The following is a 25,135-nucleotide window of genomic DNA, read 5'->3' on the forward strand; positions in this document are numbered from 1 at the left end:
TTCAATGCGTTAGAGTGCCAGACAGTTCACAGTTTGCTGCTGGCGGGCATAAAAAAAACCCGCCGCAGCGGGTTTTTTTTGGGCGAAAGCGGGATTATGCGTAAACCGGCAGGCGGGCGCAGATATCCAGCACTTTCTTCTTGGTGCGTTCGATGGTGGCTTCATCGTTGATGTTGTCCAGCACATCGCAGATCCAACCGGCCAGTTCGCGCACGTCGGCCTCTTTGAAGCCGCGACGGGTCACGGCCGGGGTGCCGATACGCACGCCGGAGGTAACGAACGGGCTCTTCGGATCGTTCGGCACGCTGTTTTTGTTGACGGTGATGTTGGCGCGGCCCAGGGCGGCGTCCGCTTCTTTACCGGTCAGGTTTTTGTCGACCAGATCCAGCAGGAACAGGTGGTTATGGGTGCCGCCGGAGACCACTTTGTAGCCGCGCTGCAGGAACACGTCCACCATCGCCTTGGCGTTGACCGCCACTTGCTGCTGGTAAACCTTGAACTCAGGCTCCATCGCTTCTTTCAGCGCCACCGCCTTGCCGGCGATCACGTGCATCAGCGGGCCGCCCTGGCCGCCAGGGAACACGGCGGAGTTCAGCTTCTTGTACAGCTCTTCGTCGCCGCCCTTCGCCAGGATCAGGCCGCCGCGCGGGCCCGCCAGGGTTTTGTGGGTGGTGGTGGTGACGATGTGCGCGTGCGGTACCGGGTTCGGGTACACGCCGGCGGCGATCAGGCCGGCCACGTGCGCCATGTCGACGAACAGGTAAGCGCCGATGCTGTCGGCGATTTCGCGCATTTTGGCCCAGTCAACCACGCCGGAGTAGGCGGAGAAGCCGCCGATGATCATTTTCGGCTTGTGGGTTTGCGCCTGCTTGGCCAGATCGTCATAGTCGATTTGACCTTTGTCGTCGATGCCGTAAGGCACCACGTTATACAGTTTGCCGGACAAGTTGACCGGGGAACCGTGGGTCAGGTGGCCGCCGTGCGCCAGGTTCATGCCCAGAATGGTGTCGCCCGGCTGCAGCAGCGCGGTGTACACGGCGAAGTTAGCCTGGGAGCCGGAGTGCGGCTGCACGTTGGCGTAATCGGCGCCGAACAATTCTTTGGCGCGATCGATAGCCAGCTGCTCAACGATATCCACGTATTCGCAGCCGCCGTAGTAACGCTTGCCCGGATAGCCTTCAGCGTATTTGTTGGTCAGCTGGGAACCCTGAGCCTGCATCACGCGCGGGCTGGTGTAGTTCTCAGACGCGATCAGCTCGATGTGCTCTTCCTGACGCACCACTTCCTGCTCCATGGCACGCCACAGTTCCGCATCGTAATCGGCAATGTTCATTTCACGCTTTAACATCCGGCATCTCCTGACTTAAATCAGCTAACTAAAAAATCACCAAATAACTACCCGTTTGGGTTCTGGGCCACAGTGTAAACCGTTTCGCCCCACCGAAGATAGGTCTTGACAGAGGTTTTTACGCAAACGATTGGCATAAGGTGGCGCAAGGCTTTGATCCGCGAAACGCCGCCGTTTATCAACGGACATTTCCTCATGCGAACGATGCGCTTTTTTCATGTTCTGTGAGCGCGATCGACGCCCGAAGAACACCGCAACGAAAACAAGGGTATTTACAAGCGACGCGGAACCCCATAAGATGTATTTAAAATACATCATTAAAATTCTCGTCAAGATCCCAACCCAAGGAGCGCTTCCATGCTGGATAGCCAAACCATCGCCACCGTGAAATCCACCCTTCCCCTGCTGGCTGCGACCGGGCCGAAGCTGACCGCCCACTTTTACGATCGCATGTTCGCGCACAACCCGGAATTGAAAGACATTTTCAACATGAGCAACCAGCGCAACGGCGATCAGCGTCAAGCGCTGTTCGACGCCATCTGCGCCTATGCCGCCAACATCGAGAACCTGGCGGCGCTGCTGCCGGCGGTGGAGCGCATCGCGCAGAAGCACACCAGCTTCAATATCCAGCCGGAGCAGTACAACATCGTCGGCGGTCACCTGCTGGCGACGCTGGACGAAATGTTCAGCCCGGGTCAGGAAGTCCTGGACGCCTGGGGCAAAGCCTACGGCGTGCTGGCCAACGTATTTATCCAGCGTGAAGAGCAGATTTATCAGCAGAGCGAAACCGACAACGGCGGCTGGCGCGATCTGCGCGCATTCCGCATCCTGAAGAAACAGCCGCAGAGCGACGTGATCTGCAGCTTCGTGCTGGCGCCGGTGGACGGCGGCCGGGTGGCGGACTTCAAACCGGGGCAATACCTGGCGGTCTACATCAAGCACGACAGCCTGGAGCATCAGGAAATTCGCCAGTACTCGCTGACCACCTCGCCGAACGGCGAGTTCTACCGCATCGCGGTGAAGCGCGAAGATCAGGGGAAAGTGTCCAACTACCTGCACCAGCAGGCGCAGGAAGGCGACGTGATCTACATCGCCCCGCCGCACGGCGACTTCTTCCTCGACGTGGCGCCGACCACGCCGGTGGCGCTGATCTCCGCCGGCGTCGGCCAAACCCCGATGCTCGGCATGCTCAACACCCTGCACGACAACCAGCATCAGGCGCAGGTCCACTGGCTGCACGCGGCGGAAAACGGCAGCGTGCACGCCTTTGCCGATGAGGTAGCGGATATTGCCGGGCGTATGCCGAATCTGAGCCGCCATGTGTGGTACCGCGAGCCGGGTGCCGATGACGTGGAAGGCCGCGACTACCACAGCCGCGGATTGATGGATTTGAGCGCGCTGCAAGGCAGCCTGGCCGATCCGCAGATGCACTATTACTTCTGCGGCCCGGTGGCCTTCATGCAGTTCGTGGGCAAACAACTGCTGGAGATGGGCGTAGAGGCCGAACGCATCCACTACGAATGTTTCGGCCCGCATAAGGTGCTGTAATGCTTGCGGAGCGCGGCCGTCAGACCGCGCTCCCCCCTCATTTCGCCTGCAGCTGGCGCGCGTCCTGCACCTGCTGCACCGTCACCGGCGCCGCCTGGTTGCCCCAGCTTCCCCGCAGATAGCTCATCAGATCCGCCGCCTGCCGATCGTTCAACGCCCAGCCGTAAGCCGGCATATCGAACGCCATCGCCTGCTGCGTGGCCGGGGTATGCGCCCCTTCCAGCACTACCCGCAGCGCGGTCAGCGGATTGTCCGCCGTTACCGTGGCATTGCCCGCCAGCGCCGGAATGACAAAATCGGTGCCCTCGCCCTTGTTGCCGTGGCAGGTCGAGCAGTACATCGCGTAGGTCGCCTTGCCGCCCGGATTATTCGCCTGCACGGCAGGCGCAGCGGCTTTGGCGGCGGTTTCCGGCGCCAGGCTGCGCAGGTACACCGCGATGGCGTTCAAATCGCCGTCGCTGAGATACTGCGTACTGTGGGTCACCACCTCGCTCATCGGCCCGGCGACCGCCGCATGGCGGCTGCGGCCGGTTTTCAGCAGCGCCGTCACCTCTTCCGGCGGCAGGCCGCGCAGATTGGAGGCGTACCAGCCGTCCAGCTCGGCGCCGCTCAGGAACACCGGTTCCTTACCGTCCAGCCCCTTCTCTTGCATCGCCCAGCCGCGCGGCGTGTGGCAGCTGCCGCAATGGCCCGCGCCCTGTACCAGGTAGGCGCCGCGGTTCCACTCGGCGCTTTGCTGCGGATCTGCCTGATACGGCTGGTCGTCGTGGAACAACTGGTTCCACACCGCCAGCGGCCAACGCATCGACAGCGGCCAGCTGATGTCGCTGTCCCGGTTGGCGACGTTCTGCGCCGGCACCTCATTCATCAGGTAGTCATACAGCGCGCGCATGTCTTCCGCGCTCATTTTGGCGTACGAGGTATACGGCATCGCCGGGTAAAGCCGGTGACCGTCTTTGGCCACCCCCTGGCGCATGGCGCGATCGAACTCCTCGAACGAATAGGCACCGATGCCGTGCAGCTTGTCCGGCGTGATGTTGGTGGCGTAGATAGCCCCGAGCGGCGTCGGGAACTTCATGCCTCCCGCCAGTTCAGCGCCGCCCGGCGCGGTGTGGCAGGCGGTGCAGTCGCCGGCCTTGGCGACATATTCCCCGGCCGACATCGCCTGGGCCGAGCCGCCGGCCGCCAGCAGGCTCAACAGGTACAGCGAACGCAGACTCATGCTCCCTCCTTGGCGGCAACCTTGCCGTAGGCCAGTTCGTTCACCGCGCGCCACGCCTGATCGATCGCCGAGTTGGCGTACGGGCTCCAGTCGGAATCGGAGTTGGCGATAACGATCTTGCCGATCGGCTGCCGCGCCGTTTCGATGATTTTCTTGGCTTCGTCTTCGTCATCAAACAGCCCGTTGAGAAAGTAGGAGTAACCGTGCGACCAGCGGTTGACGGTGATCGCCTGAATGTCGCGCTGATGGTCGAAACCCGCCTCGCCCAGCATGCCCTGCAGCTGTTCGCGGATCATCTGCTCATGCACCTCGAACGGCGTGCCCAGCAGCAGCGCGCGCCCTTTGCGCGACTGCTCGCGCGGGCTGAGGCCGCTGCCCGGCAGCGTCGGCACGTAGACCATATGCAGGCCGATTGGCCGATCCGGATTGCGCGGGTGCTGATACCCGCCCATGCTCACCGGGTAGTCCAGCTTCACGCGGCTGTACGGCGCGGCCGGCGAATAAATTTCGTGCACGCCCAGCTTGATGAACGGCTGCCAGTTGCGGATCACCACTTTGCTGTACACCAACGGCGCCTTGACGTTCTGCTTGAGCGCCTCCTGCTGCTCGTGCGACATCTCCGGCACCAGGTACGGAATCATCATGTTGTAGCCGGCCATCACCACCTGCCCGGCGCGCACCTTGGTCATCTTCTCGCCGGTCATGTAAGTGACTTCCACCTTGTCGCCGACGTTGGCCGCGTGCAGCCCGGTGCTGTTCAAACGCAGCTTCACCGGCGACTCCGGCCGATCGAGCTGGCTGTAGTCGAATTTTGCCAGTACCACGTCGTTCATGTCTTTGCCGGCCGGCGCCACCGCCGGGATCAGCTTGCGCACCATCAGGCGCGTCAGCGTGGCGTTGCCGTCCGGGAAGTGGAACACGTAAGGATCGTCGAGATCCGCCTGCGACTCTTCGTCCAGCGGCGGCAAATTCATGCCGCCGAGGCCCGGCAGATCGCAGATGCGCGCATCGCTGCACGACGTGCCGTCGATGCCCACCGCCTGGAAGTCGTTGGTGGTCTGCTGGAAATAACGGATCGCCAGCTCGCTCAGGCCCACTTTTTCACGCAGGAACTGGGTGTAGCTGTGGGTATCGAGCCACTCGACCTTCTGCTCCAGCGTCATCTCCGGCAGATAATCTTTCTCCACCGTATGCAGTGCGATCAGCGCCTGGCGATCGCTTTCCGGCAGCGGGAAATCACCGATGAACGCTTCATAAGAGCGGCCGTTGAGGCGATCGCGCGGAATGTCGTCCGCCACCGTGCGGCCCGGATCGCCGCTCACCACCTTGTCGACGCCGAAGTTCTTGCGATCGAAGTAAACCCCGCGGCTCAGGTTCAGATCCGGGTAGAAAGTGGTGTCAAACGCCTGCTCCAGTTGGTCGATATCGACGCCGAGCTTGCGCAGCAGCCCCATCGCCACCGGGCTGAAGTTGGAGCGCGGCGACTGCAGCGATTCGCTGCCGCCGTAGCCGAGCAGCATGCCGTCGTCGGTGTTGAATTCGTTGCGCTTGGCGTGGCCGCCGAAGTCGTCATGGTTGTCGATCAGCAAAATGCGCTGCTGCTCGCCTTTCAACTGCTGCCAGAAGCAGGCGGCCGCCAGCCCGCTGATGCCGGCGCCGACCACCACCAGATCGAACTCTTCAACGGCGGGTACGCTGCCGAAATCAAAGGTTTTACCGTCGCGCCCCAGCTGGTGCGCATGCTCGAACGAGCCCGGATGGTTACCCCGCAGCCCGGTCAGCGCCGGCGGGTAGTACAGGGTTTGATTGGCGGTTTGCGGCGACGCGCGCAAGATTTGCAGCGGCGTCAACCCGGCGGCGATGGTGATCGCCACCCCGTTGAGAAAATCGCGTCTGGTGATACCCATATAGGCTTCCTTTCAATTTTTATTATCATCGGCCGGCCGGGGCCGGCCCGAAGGCCGCGCTATTGTGCGGATAATTATTGTAAAATCAATGTTTGAACATCACATGACGAATGGCGGTGTAATCCTCCAGCCCGTACATCGACATGTCCTTGCCGTAGCCGGACAGTTTCTGGCCGCCGTGCGGCATTTCACTCACCAACATGAAGTGGGTGTTCACCCAGGTGCAGCCGTATTGCAGGCGGGCGCTTAAGCGATGCGCGCGCCCCACGTCGCGGGTCCACAAGGAAGACGCCAGCCCGTAGTTGGATTCGTTCGCCCAGGCCAGCACCTGCTCTTCGTCGTCGAACGGCGTCACCGTCACCACCGGGCCGAACACCTCGCGCTGCACGATCTCATCCTCCTGGCGCGCGCCGGCCAGCAGCGTCGGCTGGAAGTAGTAACCCGGCCCTTTCACCTTCTCGCCGCCGGTCACCACCTGCACGTGCGGCAACGCTTTGGCGCGCTCGACAAAACCGGCGACCCGCTCCAGATGCTGGGCGGTAATCAATGGCCCCAGCTCGGTGCTCTCGTCGTCCGGCGCACCGATCTTCAGGCTGGCCACCGCCTCGCCCAGCCGCTTCACCAGCTCGGGATAAATGCTTTTCTGCGCGTAGATGCGGCAAGCGGCGGTGCAATCCTGCCCGGCGTTGTAGAAACCGAAGCCGCGAATGCCGTCCACCACCTGCTGCAGATCGGCGTCGTCAAACACCAGCACCGGCGCCTTACCGCCCAGCTCCATATGGGTGCGCTTAATGCCAGCGGCGGTGTGGGCGATGATGTGCTCGCCGGTGGCGATCGAGCCGGTCAGCGACACCATGCGCACCTTGTCATGCCCGGTCAGCCGATCGCCGACGCTTGCGCCGCGGCCGAACAGCACGTTGAGCACTCCCGGCGGGAACAGCCCGGCGGCCAGTTCGGCCAGTTTGAAAGTGGTCAGCGGCGTCTGCTCCGACGGCTTGATCACCACGCAGTTGCCCGCCGCCAACGCCGGCGCCAGTTTCCAGGCAGCCATCATCAGCGGGTAGTTCCACGGCGCGATCGAGGCCACCACGCCGAGCGGATCGCGGCGGATCATCGAGGTATGCCCGGCCAGATACTCGCCGGCCGCCATGCCGGTCAGGCAGCGGCTGGCCCCGGCGAAGAAGCGAAACACGTCGGCCACCGCCGGCAGTTCGTCGTTCAACACGCAGTGATAAGGTTTGCCGCAGTTGAGCGACTCCAGCCTGGCGAAAGTCTCGGCATGCTCGTCGATCAGATCCGCCAGCTTGAGCAGATGCTCGGCGCGCGCCTTCGGCGTGGTTTGCCCCCAGGCGGCGAACGCGGCGTCCGCCGCCAGCACCGCGCGATCGACCTGCTCCGGGCTGGCCTCCGCCACCTGCGCAATCACTTCGCCGGTCGCCGGGTTATACACCGGCTGGGTCGCGCCCTGGCCATTCACCAGTTGGCCGTCAATCAACAGTTGGCTTTGCATAGGGTTATCCTTTTATCAGAGGTCGGGTAAGGAAATTATTTGCCGCTGCCGGCGACGCTTTCCCCACCTTTGGTCAGGTAGTAAGCGCCGAGGATCGGCAGCATGGTCAACAGCATTACCGACAGCGCCACCACGTTGGTGATCGGCACGTCGCGCGGGCGACCGAGCTGGTTCAGCAGCCACAGCGGCAGCGTGCGCTCGTGGCCGGCGGTAAAGGTGGTCACGATGATTTCATCGAACGACAGCGCGAACGCCAGCATGCCCCCGGCCAGCAGCGCCGAGCCGAGGTTCGGCAAGATCACGTAACGGAAGGTTTGCCAGCCGTCGGCGCCGAGATCCATCGACGCTTCGATCAGGCTGTACGAGGTGCGGCGGAACCGGGCGATGACGTTGTTGAACACGATCACCACGCAGAACGTCGCATGGCCGACGACGATAGTCAGGATGCCCGGCTCGATGTTCAGCGCCTTGAACGCGGCCAGCAGCGCCAGACCGGTGACGATCCCCGGCAGCGCGATCGGCAGCAGCAACAGCAGCGAAATGCTGTCCTTGCCGAAGAAATCGCGCCGATACAGCGCCGCCGCCGCCAGGGTGCCGAGCACCAGCGCGATGGCGGTCGCCAGGCAGGCGATCTGCGCCGACAGCAGCACCGCATCGATGATGTCCTGCCGCCCGGCGGCAACGTTGAACCAGTGCAGCGTGAAGCCCTTCGGCGGGAAGCTGAAGGCGGCATCCTCGGTGTTGAAGGCGTAGATGGCGATGATCGCCAACGGGAAATGCAGGAAGATCAGTCCGCCCCAGGCGGCCAGCTTCAGCCCTAATGGCGCGCGTTCAGAGTGCATCGAAAGCCCCCAGACGTTTGACGATGGAAAGGTAAATGGCGATCAGGACGATCGGCACCAGCGTAAAGGCCGCGGCCATCGGCATATTGCCGATCGCACCCTGCTGGGCGTACACCATACTGCCGATGAAATAGCCCGGCGGCCCCACCAGCTGCGGCACGATAAAGTCGCCCAGCGTCAGCGAGAAGGTGAAGATCGATCCAGCGGCGATGCCCGGTACCGCCAGCGGCAAAATGACGTGGCGGAAGGTCTGCGCCGGTCGCGCGCCCAGATCCGCCGAGGCGTGCAGCAGCGAGGGCGGCAGGCGCTCCAGCGCCGCCTGGATCGGCAGGATCATGAACGGCAGCCAGATATAGACGAACACCAGAAAACGCCCCAGCCCCGAGGTCGACAGCGTGTTGCCGCCGACGCCGGGCACCGTCAGCAGCGAAGCCAACAGCGGCTCCAGCCCCAGGTGCTGCAGGAACCACTGCGCCACGCCGTCTTTCGCCAGCAGCAGGGTCCAGGCATAGGCTTTAACGATATAGCTGGCCCACATCGGCATCATCACCGCGATGTAAAAGAACGCCTTGACGCGGCCGCTGGTGTAACGCGCCATGTAATAGGCGATTGGGAACGCCAGCGCCGCGCTGGCCAGCGACACCAGCACCGCCATGGTCAGCGTGCGCAGGATGATGTCGTAGTTGGCCGGGTTGAACAGCGCCGCCAGGTTGGCGAAGGTCAGATCCGGCGTCACCGCCATGGTGAAATCGTCGAAGGTGTAAAACCCTTGCCACAGCAGCGTCAGCAGCGAACCGAGGTACACCGCGCCGAACCACAGCAGCGGCGGCACCAGCAGCAAAAGCAGATACAGCGTCGGCCGGCGATAAAGCCAGGTCGACAGCGCGCGCACGGTACCGCCGCGCGCCGAGGGGGAATCGATGCTCATGTCCATCTCACCTCTACTCCAGCAGCGGTACCATCGCCGCGCGCGGCCAGCAGGCGACGATCGGCTGGCCGATCTGCCGCTGTTGCCCTTCGGCGATCCACTGCGGATTAGCCTGGCTGACCAGCAGCTTTTCGCCGCCGTTCAGCGCGATTTCATACCGCGTGGCCGCACCCTGGTAATGGATTTCCTGCAGCGTGCCCTGCACCTGGATCTCGTCCTGCGCCGCGCCGCCGTGCTCCAGCAGGCGGATGTGTTCCGGCCGGATCGAGAACGTCCGGCTTTCGCCGAGCAGGCGCTGCGCCAGCTCGCTGCGCACCACGTTGGAGGTGCCGACGAACTCGGCGACGAACGGCGTCTTCGGCCGCATGTAAAGCTCGCGCGGCGTATCCACCTGTTCGATGCGGCCGTTATTGAACACCGCCACCCGATCGGACATCGACAGCGCTTCGCTTTGATCGTGGGTGACGAAGATAAAGGTGATGCCCAGCTGGCGCTGCAGCTTCTTCAGCTCGCCCTGCATCTGCTCGCGCAGCTTGAGATCCAGCGCGCCGAGCGGTTCGTCCAGCAGCAGCACCCGCGGCCGATTGACCAGCGCGCGCGCCAACGCCACGCGCTGCCGCTGGCCGCCCGACAGGTGCGCAGGCTTGCGTTCGGCAACGAAACCGAGCGCCACGCTCTCCAGCGCCTCTTGCGCCCGCGCCAGCCGCTCGCGTTTGGCGACGCCCTTCACCATCAGGCCGTAGGCGACATTTTCCAGCACCGACATATGCGGGAACAGCGCGTAATCCTGAAACACCGTATTCACGTCGCGCTGATACGGCGGCAGGTTGGCGGCTTCCTGGCCGTGGATGCGAATCGAGCCGGAAGTGAGCTGTTCAAAGCCGGCGATCAGGCGCAGGCAGGTGGTTTTGCCCGAGCCGGACGGCCCGAGCATGGAGAAGAATTCCCCGTCCTGAATGTCGATGGATACCCGATCCACGGCGCGAACATCGCCGAAAGTCCGCGAAACATCGATGAATTGCACGGCAATGGTCATTTTCTGTGCTCCATACTGATGTAGTTCGGGCGCAGCGGGCTGCGCCCCGCGGCTTAGCGGCCGCCCATGATGGCGATGTAATCCTGGGTCCAGCGGCTGTACGGCACGAACTTGCCGCCCTGCGCCTGCGGCGTTTTCCAGAAGGCGATTTTGTCGAACTGGTTGAAGCCGTTGGTTTCGCAGCCCTTCTCACCCAACAGCGCGCTGGCCTTGCAGCCCGCCGGTGAAGCCGGCACCGACCCGAACCAGGCCGCCACGTCGCCCTGCACCTTCGGCTCCAGCGACCAGTTCATCCACTGGTAGGCGCAGCTCGGGTGCTTGGCGTCGGCATGCAGCATGGTGGTGTCCGCCCAGCCGGTCACGCCCTCTTTCGGGAACACGGTGGCGATCGGCTGCCCCTCGCCCTTCAGGGCGTTGGCCTGATACGGCCAGGCGCTGGAGGCCACCACGCCTTCGTTTTTAAAGTCGCTCATCTGCACCGAGGTGTCGTGCCAGTAGCGGTGGATCAGCGCGTGCTGGCTGCGCAGCAGCTTCAACGCCGCCTGATACTGCTCTTCGTTGAGCTGATAAGGATCGCTGATGCCGAGCTGCGGCTGGGTGGCCTTCAGGAACAGCGCCGCGTCGGCGATGTAGATCGGGCCGTCGTAAGCCTGCACCCGGCCCTGGTTGCTCTTGCCGTCCGGCAGGTTCTGCTGCTGGAAGATCACCGCCCAGCTGTCCGGCGGCGTCGGGAAGGTTTTGGTGTTGTACATCAGCAGGTTCGGCCCCCACTGGTACGGCGTGCCGTAGGTTTTGCCGTCCACGGTGTACCAGGCGCCGTTCAGCAGGCGCGGATCGATGTTCTTCCAGTTAGGGATCAGCGCGGTGTTGATCGGCTGCACCCGCTTGCCGAAGATCAGGCGCAGCGAGGCGTCGCCGGAGGCGGTCACCAGATCGTAGCCGCCCTTGGCCATCAGGCTGACCATTTCATCGGAGGTGGCGGCAGTCTTCACGTTCACCGCGCAGCCGGTTTGCTTTTCAAACTGGGTGACCCAGTCGTAGTTTTTGTCGGACTGGCCGCGTTCGATGTAGCCAGGCCAGGCGATGATATCCAGCCGGCCTTCGCCTTTGCCCAGCGACTGCGGCAGATCGGCCGCCTGGGCCAGGCCGCACAGCACGGTGAGACAGAGCGCGGAGACGGTGGTGGTGACTGCGGTAGTTTTTCTCATCGTAATTACCCCTGTGTTGCGTATCTGTGTGCGGCAGGGAACGGCTGCCGCCTGATTTTGCTTTATAGAACCGCTAGAAGCTGGCTTTGAACTTCGCCATTACGTGCCTGACAACGCTGTAATCCTGCAGTGAATCGCTGGACAGATCCTTGCCGTACCCGGAGCGTTTCAGGCCGCCGTGCGGCATCTCGCTCGCCAAGGTGAAATGGGTGTTGATCCAGGTGCTGCCGTACTGCAGATGGGCGGCGATGTGCAGCGCCCGATCGATATTTTGCGTCCACACCGACGAAGCCAGCCCGTATTCCGAGTCGTTGGCCCACTCGACCGCCTGCTCCAGGTGTTCGAAGCGCGTGATGCTGACCACCGGGCCAAATACCTCGCGCTGCACGATTTCGTCGCTTTGCAGGCAGCCCGCCAGCAGGGTCGGCTGGTAGTAGAACCCCGGCCCGGAGTGGGCCGCGGCGCCGGTGATCAATTCGATATGCGGTTGGCTGAGCGCTCGCTCGACGAAGCTGGCGACGCGATCGCGCTGGCGGCTACTTATCAACGGGCCGATCTCGTTGTCCTGATCGCGCTTGCGGGCAAAGCGCAGGCTGGCAACCGCCTCGCCCAGCGCGTCCACCAGCTTGGGATAGATGCCCGCCTGCGCGTAGATGCGGCAGGCGGCGGTGCAGTCCTGGCCGGCGTTGTAATAGCCGTAGGTGCGGATGCCGTTGACCACCTCGTCGAGATCGGCGTCATCGCAGACGATCACCGGCGCCTTGCCCCCCAGTTCCAGGTGGGTGCGCTTGACGCTTTTGGCCGCCGCCTGAAGAATTTTTTGCCCGGTGACGATATCGCCGGTGACCGACACCAGCCGCACCTGCGGGTGCCCCACCAGCTGGCTGCCGACCCCTTCCCCGCCGCCGTAGACGATATTCAGCACGCCCGGCGGCAGGATCTCCTGCAGCGCCGGCAGCAGCGCCAGAATGGTCAGCGGCGTATGTTCGGAGGGTTTAAACACCACGGTATTGCCCGCCGCCAACGCTGGCGCAATCTTCCACGCCGCCATCATCAGCGGATAGTTCCAGGGGGCGATCGAGGCCACCACGCCGATCGGATCGCGGCGGATCATCGAGGTGTGGCCCGGCACATACTCGCCGGCCAGCTGCCCTTGCTGCGTGCGCACCGCGCCGGCGAAGAAGCGGAACACGTCGACCGCCGCCGGCAGATCGTCATTGAGCGCCTGATGCAGCGGTTTACCGCAGTTGAGGGCTTCCAGCTGCGCCAGCTGCGGCGCCTGCCGCTCGATGGCGTCGGCGATGCGCAGCAACAGAGCAGCGCGCTGGGCCGGCGTGGTGCGCGACCAGTGGCCGAACGCCTGCTGCGCGGCTTTCACCGCGCCGCCGACCTGCGCCGAAGAGGCTTCGGTCAGGGCGATCAGCGTCTCGCCGTTGGCCGGATTGACGATGCATTCCTGCTGGCCTTCGCCGTCGACCAACTGACCGTTAATGAACTGCTGACAGGACAAACCTGAGAGAACCTGCACATCTGCCATCGCCTGACGCCCCTAAGTGACAAAAACGTTAACCAAATGTGAATAAGTTAGTTTTAATCAGCCTAAGCGAGCCTCTGGCGGGCAACAAATTCTAAATACTGAACGCCGCGTTCGATTAAATCGAATGCTTAAGCCCGGCGGCATGTTTGCTGCCGTTCTCGCGCGCGATGGTAAGGAACGGCGTCACCAGCTCCGGCCGCGCGCTGCCGCGCCGCCACGCCAGCCCGATATCCAGCGGCTCCAGCAGATCGTCCAGCTTGCGCGCTTCGATCATGTTGCCCTCGAGCGACCAGGCGCGGTACGCCATATCCGGCTGGATGGAGACCCCCATCCCCGCCGCCACCAGGCTGCGCACCGCCTCGGTCGAGGCGGTCTTCATGGCGATCTCCGGCTTCAGCCCGGCGCGCGACCAGATGCGCCGCGCATGCACGTCCATTTCATCGGCGTTGAGCTGGATCAGCGGCTGTTTGGCCACGTCTGCCAGGCTGATGCTCTCGTGCTCCAGCAGCGGGTGCAGCGGCGGCAGCCACAGGCGATACGGCGAGTGCATCAGCACCTCGGTCTGCAGCGCGTCACGGTCTTCGATGTTCGACAGGATCAGCACGCCGATGTCGATCTCGCCGCTGACCAGCAGATGCTCGATATACGGGCGCTCGTCTTCAACCACCTGCACGGTGACGTTGGGATAGGCCGATTTAAAGCGCGTGAGCAGCTCCACCAGGAAGTAGCCGGCCACCAGGCTGGTGACGCCGACGGTCAGCTTGCCGGTCAGGCTTTCGGTGCCGATCTGCAGGCTGCGCTTGGCGTTGTCCACCGTCGCCAGGATCAGATACGACTGGCGCAGGAACTGATGCCCCTGATGGGTCAGCGTCATGCCCTTGGCGTGGCGATCGAACAGCCGCACGCCAATCTCGGTTTCCAACTGCTGGATCGCCAGCGTCAGCGAAGACTGGGAGACAAACACCGCCTGGGCGCCGGCGGAGATCGACCCGGTTTCCGCCACCGCGATAAAGTGGCGGATTTGGCGTAACGTCATCATCCCCATCGCCTTTCAAGCCGCTGCGTTGTTGTCTGCGTTCTATTACGTGGCCCATCCGTGGGCCACGCCCTAACGGGCCGCTGCAAGCAGCGTTCAAATCTGCTCCCGGCAGATTTGTCCCCCCAGTCACTTACTTGAGTAAGCTCCTGGGGATGCACGCCCTTGCCGCCTAGCCGCAACTTGAAATTCATTGGGGATCACCTCAATCAAGATAGTTAGATTGATTGTAGATCCCGCGAGAAAAGCGATCGGAAAAAGTATCAAAAACGCGATAGCGTTCGCTTTTTTAGAATGCCGACGGGCAAAAAGAGGGAAACGGCGAGGCGAAGAAGCATGATGCGCGGGGAGCAGAAATGACAAGGGCGCAGCACGCTGCGCCCTGGATGGCCGATGACCCTGCGGAGGATCAGATCGCTTCTTCGTCCTGCTCGCCGGTACGGATACGCACCACGCGCGCCACGTCGAAGACGAAGATTTTGCCGTCGCCGATCTTGCCGGTCTGCGCGGTCTGCATGATGGTTTCCACGCAGGTGTCGACGATGTCGTCGGCAACCACGATCTCGATCTTCACCTTAGGCAGAAAGTCGACCATGTACTCGGCACCGCGGTACAGCTCGGTGTGGCCCTTCTGGCGGCCGAAGCCTTTCACTTCGGTGACCGTCATGCCGGTGATGCCCACTTCGGCCAGCGCTTCGCGGACGTCATCCAGTTTGAACGGCTTGATAATCGCGTCGATCTTTTTCATCTTCTTTCCTTTTACCAATTTTTGCGGCCAAAACCGGATGTGATGGGGTAGCGGCGGTCTTTGCCGAAGTTACGGGCGGTGATGCGCGGCCCGACGGCGGCCTGACGCCGCTTGTATTCGTTGATGTCCACCAGGCGGATCACCTTGCGCACGATCGCTTCGTCGAACCCTTCAGCCACCAGATCGGCAACCGACTTGTCGCGTTCAACGTAGCCTTCCAGGATCGCGTCCAGGATATCGTACGGCGGCAGGCTGTCCTGATCGACCTGATCCGGCGCCAGCTCGGCAGACGGCGGACGATCGATCACCCGCTGCGGGATCACGTAGGAGACGGTGTTACGGTATTCGGACAGCTTGAACACCAGCGTTTTCGGCACGTCCTTCAGCACGTCGAAACCGCCGGCCATATCGCCGTACAGCGTGGCGTAACCCACCGCCATTTCGCTCTTGTTGCCGGTGGTCAGCACGATGCTGCGGCGTTTGTTGGACAGCGCCATCAGCACCACCCCGCGGCAACGCGCCTGCAGGTTTTCTTCGGTGGTGTCGCGCTCAGTGCCGGCGAACATCGGCGACAGCTGGCCCATAAAGGCGTCGAACATCGGTTCGATGGAGACGATATCGAACTCCACGCCGAGGATTTCCGCCTCTTCCTTGGCGTCGGCGATGCTGATATCCGCGGTATAGCGGAACGGCATCATCAGCGCCTGCACCTTGTCTTTGCCCAGCGCATCTACGGCGATCGCCAGCGTCAGCGCCGAGTCGATGCCGCCGGACAGGCCCAGCACCGCGCCTTTAAAGCCGTTTTTGGTCACGTAGTCGCGCACCGCCAACACCAGCGCCTGGTATACCTGCGCCAGCTGCGGCAGCTCAGCGGCCGGATCGGCCATCGGCACCACGGCCAGCTCGTTGAATTCCAGACGAGTCACCTGCTCGTCGAAGGCCGCCAGACGGTGAGTCATGGTGCCGGCGGCGTCAAATACCTTGGAGCAGCCGTCGAAGATCAGCTCATCCTGGCCGCCGACCTGATTGAGGTACACCAGCGGCAGCTGGGTGCGCTGGCAGTGGCCGGCCATCAGCGTTTTGCGGATATACGGCTTTTCGCGGTTATACGGCGAGGCGTTGATCGACAGGATAATTTCCGCGCCGGCCGCCTTGGCGGCGTCGATCGGCTCAGGGAACCACAGATCTTCGCAAATCAGCAGACCCAGACGGTAGCCTTTCAGCTCCACCACGCAGGTGTCGTTGCCGGCGTGGAAATAGCGCTTCTCATCGAACACGCCGTAGTTCGGCAGCTGCTGCTTGAAGTAGCGGGTCAGCAGGCGGCCTTCGGCAAACAGCGACAGCGCGTTATACAGCTTGTCGCCTTCGCGCCACGGGTGGCCGACCAGGATCGCCGTCTCGGCGGAGGCCTGCTGCAGGCGCAGCAGCTGCGCGTCGCAGCGCTGATAGAAGTCATTGCGATACAGCAGATCTTCCGGCGGGTAGCCGGACAGCGCCAGTTCGCTGAACATGACCAGATCGGCTCCCGCCTTCTGCTGCTCCTGCACGATTTGCAACATGCGTTCGGTGTTGCCTTCAATGTCGCCGACCAGCAGGTTCAGCTGGGCCAGGGCGATGGAAAGTGATCTGCTCATTTGTGTACGATCCCGCTTAATACGTTCCATGGTGCTCTACGCCGGGGCGCGCCGCGGCAAAGAGAACGGAGTGTAAATCATTCCGCCGGATTTGTTGAGAACCTGCGTGGCAGGCGCCGGCGGCAAACTGTCATTCTTTAAAATCGTTGGCGTCCAGCTCGTGGCGCGACAGCAATTTGTAAAACTCGGTGCGGTTGCGGCCCGCCATGCGCGCGGCCTGGGTCACGTTGCCCTTGGTGATCTGTAGCAGCTTGCGCAGGTAGTGCAACTCGAACTGGTTGCGCGCTTCGGCGAAGGTCGGCAGCGCGGTGTTTTCCCCTTCCAGCGCCTGCTCCACCAGCGCTTCGCTGATCACCGGCGCCGAGGTCAGCGCCACGCACTGCTCGATGACGTTGACTAGCTGACGCACGTTGCCCGGCCAGCTGGCGGTCATCAGCCGCTTCATGGCGTCGGTCGAGAAGCTGCGCACGAACGGCTTGTGCCGCTGAGCCGCCTCGCGCAACAGGTGGTTGGCCAGCAGCGGGATATCTTCGGCGCGTTCGTTGAGCGCCGGGATCTTCAGGTTCACCACGTTGAGGCGGTAGTAGAGATCCTCGCGGAACTCGTTCTTCGCCATCGCCTTTTGCAGATCGCGGTGGGTGGCGGAGATGATGCGCACGTCAATGTCCAGATCGCGGTTGCTGCCCAGCGGCCGCACCTTGCGCTCTTGCAGCACGCGCAGCAACTTCACCTGCAGCGACAGCGGCATATCGCCGATCTCGTCGAGGAACAGCGTGCCGCCCGCCGCCGCCTGGAACAGCCCTTCGCGGCTGCTGACCGCGCCGGTAAAGGCGCCCTTGGCGTGGCCGAACAGTTCGGACTCCAGCAGTTGCTCCGGCAGCGCACCGCAGTTGATGGCGATAAACGCCTTGCCGGCGCGCGGGCTGGCGGCGTGGATCGCCTGCGCCACCACCTCTTTACCGGTGCCGCTCTGGCCGTTGATCAAGACGCTGACGTCGGACTGCGCCACCATTTTCACCTGCTCCAGCAGGCGCAGCATCAGCGGGCTGCGGGTGACGATGTCTTCGCGCCAGGCCTCGTCGCCGGCCGGGGTGGCCGACAGCGCGAGCGCTTCGTCGATGGCCTTATACAGCGCATCGCGATCCACCGGTTTGGTGAGGAAGCTGAACACCCCCTGCTGGGTGGCGGCCACCGCATCGGGAATCGAACCGTGCGCGGTGAGGATGATCACCGGCATGCCCGGCTGATGCTTTTGGATCTCGGCGAACAGCGCCATGCCGTCCATCTCGTCCATACGCAGATCGCTGATCACCAGATCGATCTGTTCGCGCGCCAGCAGGCGCAGCGCTTCCTGGCCGCTTTCGGCGGTGGTGACGTGAAAACCTTCGCTGGTCAGACGCATGCCCAGCAGCTTCAGCAGGCTGGGATCGTCGTCAACCAAGAGCAAATTGGCCGGTTTGCGTGCGGTCATTGCGCGTGGGACTCCTTATTGGCAGGGTGCGGCGTATAGGTGTCTTCCGGTTCAACCGGCAGCGCGGTGCCTTTTTCCGGTTCGTCCTGCGATTCAGCCCCTTTGGCGGCCGCGCCGTTTTTACCGGCGGCTTCGCCCTTTTGCGAACCTGCGCTGTTGTCCGGGATTTCCCCTTGCAGCTGCTTGCGCGAAGAGAGCTGGCGCTCGATGTCGGTCAGGTTCTCCAGCTTGCGCGAGGTGTCCTGCAGCTGCGATTGCAGACGCGCCTGGCTCTGGCGCAGCGAATCGATCTGACTGTCGCTGCTCTCCTGCAGATGCTGATAGCGTGCTTTCTCATCGAACAGCGTGATCTGCAGCAATTGCTGCTGGCGCCACAGTTGCGTCAGCGGACGCAGTGAACCGGGGAATTCCATCCGGTAGCTGTTGATCCTGTCGATGATTTGGCGGCGTTCGCCGGAGGTCGGCTGCGCGCTGCCCAGCAGGATGCTCTGTTTGAAAACGCCGGACCAGCTGTCGCCAGGCACCGTTTTCGCCAGCGCACGCGCCTGGGTCGACCCGATGCGATCGGCGCAGTCCATCGCGCGCAGCCAGTAGAGCGAGTTAGCCAGCGCGTCCTTATCGTCCAACTGCCACAGGGTATCGCAAGCCGCGGTGCGGTAATCGATTACCTTGGTATCCGGGATCGCCTCTTGCTGCTGAGGGTTCAGGCCACCGCTGACGGCGCGATCGACGCAGCCCGCCAGCAACAGCGGCATAAAGAAGACGGCGCCCAACCAGCTGATCGGGCGTTTGCCGAGCGGCGCTCTGTGCGTGGCACGCGGTGAACGTTCGGTCTGTGAAAGACGAAGGCGTTTAGACCATGTGTACATTATTTATTCATTCTCGGCGGTTAACGGCAGTTCAATGCGGAAGCAGACGTCTGCACCGGCGACCGTCGCCAGTTGCAGCTCACCGCGCATGCGACGGATACAGTCCTGAGCGATGCTCAACCCCAGTCCGCTTCCTTTTACCGCCCCTTTTCGCTGGTGACTACCCTGGAAAAAAGGCTCGAAAATCATGGCTCTTTCAGCCTCGGGGATCGGCGTGCCGGTATTGGCGACGTCGATTTGCACCCGTTGTCCAACCTGACGGCTGCGGATCCAAATGTTACCGGATTCCTTGCCGTAGTGCACCGCATTGGAGTAGAGATTATCCAGCACGCGCATTAATAGCGTAGGCTCTGCCCAGCAGATTTCCGCCTCCAGCGTAATTTCGGTGGAAATCATCTTCGCCCGCGCCGGCAAACTGTGCGCGGCGACCACCAAATCGACCATTTCGCGCAGCTCGACGTTCTCGTGTTCCGCCGGGCCATCGGCCAGTTTGCGGTTGTAATCCAACAGCTGTTCAATCAGCTGCTGCAGATGGCGGCTGCTGTTGTCGAGTATCGCCACCACTTCTTTCTGATCGGAAGTCAGCGGCCCCGCCACCTCGTCGGCCAGCAGTTCGGTGCCTTCACGCATGCTGGCCAACGGCGTTTTCAGCTCGTGCGAAATATGACGCAGGAACTCGTGGCGCTGCGACTCCAGCCACGCCAGCCGCTCGCTCAGCCAGATGATGCGCTGCGCCAGCGAACGCAGCTCGCGCGGCCCTTTGAATGACGCGGTGCTGCCCAGCGCACGCCCTTCCCCCAGGCGGTTGATCATCCGCTCCACGGCCTTGACCGGCCCGATGATCATGCGGGTGAACAGCACCACCAGCAGCACGCTGACCAGGAACAGCAGCAGCGCCTGCCAGCCGAAGAACTGGCCGCGCTCGGCAATGGCCTGCTGCAGCTGCTGGCCGCGCGAGAACACCACCGCGCGCGTGGCCTGCACCATTTCGGCGTTGGAACGGGAGAACGACTCGAGCAAGGCGGAAGCCTCTTGGTCCGGCCCGCTGTTATGGCATTTGATCGCCGCCAGTTGGGTCAGCAACTGGCGCAGCGTTTGGTAGTAGCGCTCGTCCGGCAGGATCGGCGCGTGGGCGTCCAGCATCTGCGAATACTGCTTGCGCTGGTTCTGGTACAGCTTCTGCAGCGTAGGATCGACCAGCACGCAGTACTGACGATAGCTGCGCTCCATCTCCAGCGCCACGCTGGTCATCGCCTCGCTGCGCCGCGCGTCCACCAGCGTGGTGCGGTTGATGTCCGCCGCCTGCGCGCTGAGGTGATCCAGACTCTGGTAGGCCTGATAGGCCAGCACCAGCAGCGGCAACAGCACCAACAGGAACGCCAGCAGCACCAATTGCCGCAGCGAACGGGGGAATAAACGCCATTTTTTCAACGAAATCATCTCATTCTCTCAGCTCTGTCACGATGCTAACTGACTCGCCGGAAAGAGAAAAGCCCGGCAAGGGAGAATCCTGAACGCACAAGGAAAAAGCTGCGGGTTCGGTGAACCGCGCCCATAGGCCTGGCCTGCCGACGGCATGCGGCCTCGGTAACATCAACCGGTGTGAAAGCAAGAGTGTGGGGAGAGCGTCTGCGTTCGAGGGCATAGGCAACGAAACAGGGAAAAGCGCAGCGTTAAGAAATGACATCGGGGCAAGAAACTTGCCCCAACGCAAGGAAAGTGTGGATGCCCTTAAGTCTCGTCCCCAGGGTGATGTAGCGCAGCGGCTGGCATCGAACAGGACGAATAGCATCCGTAAGTATCCAGGATTGATGAACCCTTCATCACAGTTGGATACAGGCGGTGCCTCACTCCACGTGTCGCCCGATGCTTGATAAAGCCGCTTGCGCGGTCTGTTATCGGTTTGGTTGGACGATAGGCACCATTTCTTTGGCATCATTCGGAGGCTTATGAGGCGATTTGCCGTCTAATTACGGCGCCGTCATAAAAAGTTGAATGAGCAACCGACGAGAATAATGCACGTTACGTGCCAACTTTGCAATAAAAAAATAACCATATGATTTTACTAAAAAATAAAGCCATATCAGTAACTTTCTTTGCGCATCACGCCCCGATGAGCGATGAAAAAAACGCCGCGCTGTCGCCAAATGCAGACAACTAAAGCCAAACCCGATTACCACCAATAAAATCAAACAGTTAAATGTCTCCATTTAGCGACAGAGAAAATAGCGCCTGTCGCAAAATGCAGACACTGCCGCCAATCGCCGAGCGCCGGCCATAAAAAAGGGCGCAATTGCTTGCGCCCTCTGTACGGTGGTGGCCGTTTTTAGCCCAGTTGCTTACGGGCGTTGCGGAACATGCGCATCCACGGGCTGTCCTCGCCCCACTCTTCCGGGTGCCAGGAGTTGCTGACCGTGCGGAACACGCGTTCCGGGTGCGGCATCATCACCGTGGCACGCCCGCTGGCGCTGGTCACGGCGGTAATGCCGTTCGGCGAACCGTTCGGGTTAGCCGGGTAAGCTTCCGTCACCTGACCGGCGTTGTTGACGAAACGCAGCGCCACCAAACCGTGGCTTTCCAGCGCCGCCAGATGCGCCGCATCGCGCACTTCGACATGCCCTTCACCGTGGGAAACGGCGATCGGCATACGCGAACCGGTCATGCCCTGCAGGAACAGCGACGGGCTGGCCGCCACTTCCACCAGGCTGAAGCGCGCCTCGAAACGATCCGACAGGTTGCGCACAAAACGCGGCCAGTGTTCTGCGCCCGGGATCAGCTCGCGCAGGTTGGACATCATCTGACAACCGTTGCACACGCCCAGCGCCAGCGTCTGCGGACGGTGGAAGAACGCTTCGAACTCGTCGCGTACCCGCTCGTTGAACAAGATAGACTTCGCCCAACCTTCGCCGGCGCCCAGGACGTCGCCGTAAGAGAAGCCGCCGCAGGCCACCAGCGTATGGAAGTCCTGCAGATCGCGGCGCCCTGCCAGCAGATCGCTCATGTGCACGTCCACCGCGTCAAAGCCGGCGCGGTGGAACGCCGCCGCCATTTCAACGTGGGAGTTCACCCCCTGCTCGCGCAGCACCGCCACTTTCGGGCGAGCGCCCTTGGCGATGTACGGCGCGGCGATGTCTTCCTCCGGTGCGAAGGTCAACTTCACGTTCAGGCCGGGATCTTGTTCATCCTGCTTGGCCTGATGCTCCTGATCGGCACACGCCGGGTTGTCGCGCAGGCGCTGCATCTGCCAGGTGGTTTCCGCCCACCAGGTGCGCAGCGTATTGCGGCTTTCGCTGTACAGCGCCTTGCCGTGTTGGGTGATGACGAAACGATCGCCGGCCTGCACGCTGCCGATGTGATGCACGTTGTCGGTCAGTCCGTGCTGAGCGAACGCCTGCTTCACGTCGTCGAGACGTTCGGCGCTCACCTGGATCACCGCGCCCAGCTCTTCGTTGAACAGCACCGCCAGCGCATCGTCGCCGAGGCCGTCGAGATTGACGTCCACACCGCAGTGACCGGCGAAGGCCATCTCCGCCAGCGTCACCAGCAGGCCGCCGTCGGCGCGGTCGTGGTAAGCCAGCAGCGCTTGATCGGCCACCAGCTGCTGCATGGCGTTGAAGAAGCCCGCCAGCTGCGCAACGTTGCGCACGTCGGCCGGTTTGTCGCCCAGCTGGCGGTAAACCTGCGCCAGCGCGGTGGCACCCAGCGCGTTATGGCCGTTGCCCAGGTCGATCAACAGCAGCGCGCTGTCGCCCTTATCGGTGCGCAGCTGCGGCGTCACGGTGTGGCGCACGTCCTCCACGCGGGCGAAGGCGGTGATGACCAGCGACAGCGGCGAGGTCATTTCGCGCTGTTCGTTGCCTTCCTGCCAGCGGGTTTTCATCGACATGGAGTCTTTGCCCACCGGGATGGTGATGCCCAGCGCCGGGCACAGCTCTTCGCCCACCGCTTTCACCGCTTCGTACAGCCCGGCGTCTTCGCCCGGGTGGCCGGCGGCGGCCATCCAGTTGGCGGACAGCTTCACGCGCTTCAGGCTGCCGATCTCGGTGGCAGCCAGGTTGGTCAGCGCTTCCCCGACCGCCAAGCGGCCGGAGGCGGCGAAGTCCAGCAGCGCCACCGGCGCACGTTCGCCGAGCGACATCGCCTCGCCGTAGTAGCTGTCCAGGCTGGCGGTAGTGACCGCACAGTCGGCTACCGGTATCTGCCACGGGCCGACCATCTGGTCACGCGCCACCATGCCGGTAACGGTGCGATCGCCGATGGTGATCAGGAAGGTTTTCTCCGCAACGGCCGGCAGATGCAGCACGCGTTTCACCGCGTCGGCCAGCGTGATGTTCTCACGCTGCACCGGCTGGCCATTCGCCTGCAGGCGGGTAACGTCGCGGGTCATTTTCGGCGTCTTGCCGAGCAGCACGTCCAGCGGCATGTCGATCGGCTGGTTGTCGAAGTGACGGTCGTTCAACGTCAGGTGCTGTTCTTCGGTCGCTTCGCCGATCACCGCATAAGGTGCGCGCTCACGGCGGCAGATCTCGTCGAACTGCGCCATCTGCGCCGGGGCAATCGCCATCACGTAACGTTCCTGCGATTCGTTGCACCACACTTCCAGCGGGCTCATGCCCGGCTCGTCGTTGAGGATATCGCGCAGCTCGAAGCGGCCGCCGCGGCCGCCGTCGCTCACCAGCTCCGGCATGGCGTTGGACAGGCCGCCGGCGCCGACGTCATGGATAAACAGGATCGGGTTCTGGTCGCCCAGCTGCCAGCAGCGGTCGATCACTTCCTGACAGCGGCGCTCCATTTCCGGGTTGTCGCGCTGCACCGAAGCGAAGTCCAGATCGGCATCGGACTGGCCTGACGCCATCGACGAGGCCGCGCCGCCGCCCAGGCCGATATTCATCGCCGGGCCGCCCAGCACCACCAGCTTGGCGCCGACGGTGATTTCCCCTTTCTGCACGTGATCGGCGCGGATGTTGCCGATACCGCCCGCCAGCATAATCGGTTTGTGGTAGCCGCGCAGCTCGACGCCATTGTGGCTGTTGACGCGCTCTTCATAGGTACGGAAGTAGCCCAGCAGCGCCGGACGACCGAATTCGTTGTTGAACGCCGCGCCGCCCAGCGGGCCTTCGGTCATGATATCCAGCGCGGTGACGATGCGTTCCGGCTTGCCGAAATCCTGCTCCCACGGCTGTTCAAAGCCGGGAATACGCAGGTTGGACACCGAGAAGCCCACCAGGCCGGCTTTCGGCTTGGCGCCGCGGCCGGTGGCGCCCTCGTCGCGGATCTCGCCGCCGGAGCCGGTCGCGGCACCCGGCCACGGCGAGATCGCCGTTGGGTGGTTGTGGGTTTCTACCTTCATCAGGATGTGCGCTTCTTCCTGATGGTAATCGTACTTGCCGTTCTCCGGCGCGGCGAAGAAGCGGCCGACCTGCGAGCCTTCCATCACCGCGGCATTGTCTTTATACGCCGACAGCACGTAGTCCGGCGTCTGCTCATAGGTGTTCTTGATCATCTTGAACAGCGATTTAGGCTGCTGTTCGCCGTCGATGATCCAATCGGCGTTGAAAATCTTGTGGCGGCAGTGCTCGGAGTTGGCCTGCGCGAACATATAAAGTTCGATATCCGTCGGGTTGCGCCCCAAACCGGTAAAGGCATTCAGCAGGTAGTCGATCTCGTCCTGCGCCAGCGCCAGGCCGAGCCGGACGTTGGCCTGCTCCAGCGCGGTGCGCCCTGCGCCCAGCACGTCGATCGACTGATACGGCGCCGGCTGATGGTGCGCGAACAGCTGTTCGGCCTGTTGCAGCTCGCTGAAGACGGTTTCCATCATGCGATCGTGCAGCAGCGCAGCGAGCTGGAGCCACTGGGTTTCCGTCAGCTCGGGTGCCTTGACGTAGAACGCCAGGCCGCGCTCCAGGCGCACCACCTGCTGCAGACCGCAGTTGTGGGCGATGTCGGTGGCTTTGGAAGACCAGGGAGAAATGGTGCCCGGACGCGGCGTGACCAGCAACAGCCGACCTTCGGGAGCGTGTTCGGCGAGAGAAGGACCGTACTTGAGCAGCCGCTGAAGTTTGGCGTGTTCTTCGGCACTGAGCGGTGCGCTAACATCGGCAAAGTGGACGTACTCGGCGTAGATATCACTGACGGGCAGGTGGGCGTCCTGGCAGCGGGACAGCAGTTTGGTAATGCGAAAAGCCGATAAAGCGGGCGAACCACGCAGAATTTCCATAATCAAAGTTCTCTCGTCTTCGAAGCGGCGGATAAGACGCTTCATTGGGCGCAACAGGGGAAAACGCGCGCCAT

General features: G+C 62.7%; 17 protein-coding genes. 1 reads left to right on the top strand and 16 read right to left on the bottom strand.

Annotation, left to right across the window (positions count from 1 at the left end):
* Nucleotides 1–94: 94 nt before the first annotated feature.
* Nucleotides 95–1,348: a serine hydroxymethyltransferase gene (gene glyA, locus AC4PR2_RS13820; RefSeq protein WP_025303922.1), complete on the bottom strand. Its 1,254-nt coding sequence runs from the start codon at nt 1,346–1,348 to the stop codon at nt 95–97.
* Nucleotides 1,349–1,705: 357 nt separating this feature from the next.
* Between glyA and hmpA the strand changes: the two genes are divergently transcribed.
* Nucleotides 1,706–2,896, top strand: a complete 1,191-nt coding sequence (gene hmpA, locus AC4PR2_RS13825) for an NO-inducible flavohemoprotein (RefSeq protein WP_197658718.1) — start codon at nt 1,706–1,708, stop codon at nt 2,894–2,896.
* A 37-nt stretch (nt 2,897–2,933) separates the two neighbouring features.
* Here hmpA and AC4PR2_RS13830 read toward each other — a convergent pair whose 3' ends face one another.
* The 15 genes from AC4PR2_RS13830 to purL form a co-directional block, all read right to left on the bottom strand.
* Complete coding sequence (locus AC4PR2_RS13830) at nt 2,934–4,118, bottom strand: c-type cytochrome (RefSeq protein WP_197658719.1); 1,185 nt, start codon at nt 4,116–4,118, stop codon at nt 2,934–2,936.
* Nucleotides 4,115–6,025 (bottom strand): NAD(P)-binding protein, encoded by a 1,911-nt coding sequence (locus tag AC4PR2_RS13835; RefSeq protein WP_443014583.1) that lies wholly within the window; start codon nt 6,023–6,025, stop codon nt 4,115–4,117. Before AC4PR2_RS13835 ends, AC4PR2_RS13830 begins: the two co-directional genes overlap by 4 nt.
* An 85-nt stretch (nt 6,026–6,110) precedes the next feature.
* Entirely contained in the window at nt 6,111–7,535 is a 1,425-nt protein-coding gene (gene patD, locus AC4PR2_RS13840) for an aminobutyraldehyde dehydrogenase (protein WP_492175247.1), read from the bottom strand.
* A gap of 35 nt (nt 7,536–7,570) precedes the next feature.
* A complete protein-coding gene (locus AC4PR2_RS13845; protein ID WP_038874514.1) occupies nt 7,571–8,377 on the bottom strand; it encodes an ABC transporter permease in 807 nt (268 codons plus the stop codon).
* Nucleotides 8,367–9,311, bottom strand: coding sequence for an ABC transporter permease (locus AC4PR2_RS13850; RefSeq protein ID WP_033644105.1), 945 nt, complete (start codon nt 9,309–9,311; stop codon nt 8,367–8,369). The genes AC4PR2_RS13845 and AC4PR2_RS13850 overlap by 11 nt, the downstream gene beginning before the upstream one ends.
* Before the next feature lie 7 nt (nt 9,312–9,318).
* Nucleotides 9,319–10,341 (bottom strand): ABC transporter ATP-binding protein, encoded by a 1,023-nt coding sequence (locus AC4PR2_RS13855; protein WP_492175250.1) that lies wholly within the window; start codon nt 10,339–10,341, stop codon nt 9,319–9,321.
* A gap of 53 nt (nt 10,342–10,394) precedes the next feature.
* Nucleotides 10,395–11,549: a putative ABC transporter substrate-binding protein YdcS gene (gene ydcS / locus AC4PR2_RS13860; RefSeq protein ID WP_033635611.1), complete on the bottom strand. Its 1,155-nt coding sequence runs from the start codon at nt 11,547–11,549 to the stop codon at nt 10,395–10,397.
* A 73-nt stretch (nt 11,550–11,622) separates the two neighbouring features.
* The gene (locus AC4PR2_RS13865; RefSeq protein ID WP_330112996.1) at nt 11,623–13,086 is read right to left on the bottom strand and encodes a gamma-aminobutyraldehyde dehydrogenase; all 1,464 of its coding nucleotides are present in this window, start codon (nt 13,084–13,086) and stop codon (nt 11,623–11,625) included.
* A 115-nt stretch (nt 13,087–13,201) separates the two neighbouring features.
* Nucleotides 13,202–14,125, bottom strand: coding sequence for a LysR substrate-binding domain-containing protein (locus AC4PR2_RS13870; protein WP_038874511.1), 924 nt, complete (start codon nt 14,123–14,125; stop codon nt 13,202–13,204).
* A gap of 406 nt (nt 14,126–14,531) precedes the next feature.
* Nucleotides 14,532–14,870: a nitrogen regulatory protein P-II gene (gene glnB / locus AC4PR2_RS13875; protein WP_004847623.1), complete on the bottom strand. Its 339-nt coding sequence runs from the start codon at nt 14,868–14,870 to the stop codon at nt 14,532–14,534.
* Between the two features lie 11 nt (nt 14,871–14,881).
* Entirely contained in the window at nt 14,882–16,504 is a 1,623-nt protein-coding gene (locus tag AC4PR2_RS13880) for an NAD+ synthase (RefSeq protein WP_025303930.1), read from the bottom strand.
* A 130-nt stretch (nt 16,505–16,634) separates the two neighbouring features.
* On the bottom strand, nt 16,635–17,975 hold the full coding sequence (gene glrR / locus AC4PR2_RS13885) for a two-component system response regulator GlrR (RefSeq protein ID WP_025303931.1): 1,341 nt from the start codon (nt 17,973–17,975) through the stop codon (nt 16,635–16,637).
* The gene (gene qseG, locus AC4PR2_RS13890; protein WP_197803554.1) at nt 17,972–18,844 is read right to left on the bottom strand and encodes a two-component system QseEF-associated lipoprotein QseG; all 873 of its coding nucleotides are present in this window, start codon (nt 18,842–18,844) and stop codon (nt 17,972–17,974) included. Before qseG ends, glrR begins: the two co-directional genes overlap by 4 nt.
* Before the next feature lie 3 nt (nt 18,845–18,847).
* A complete protein-coding gene (locus AC4PR2_RS13895; RefSeq protein WP_049200747.1) occupies nt 18,848–20,284 on the bottom strand; it encodes a sensor histidine kinase in 1,437 nt (478 codons plus the stop codon).
* 886 nt (nt 20,285–21,170) lie between these two features.
* Nucleotides 21,171–25,064: a phosphoribosylformylglycinamidine synthase gene (purL, locus tag AC4PR2_RS13900; RefSeq protein WP_337046924.1), complete on the bottom strand. Its 3,894-nt coding sequence runs from the start codon at nt 25,062–25,064 to the stop codon at nt 21,171–21,173.
* Between the last annotated feature and the right edge of the window lie 71 nt (nt 25,065–25,135).

The organism is Serratia sp. A07, assembly GCF_058725505.1.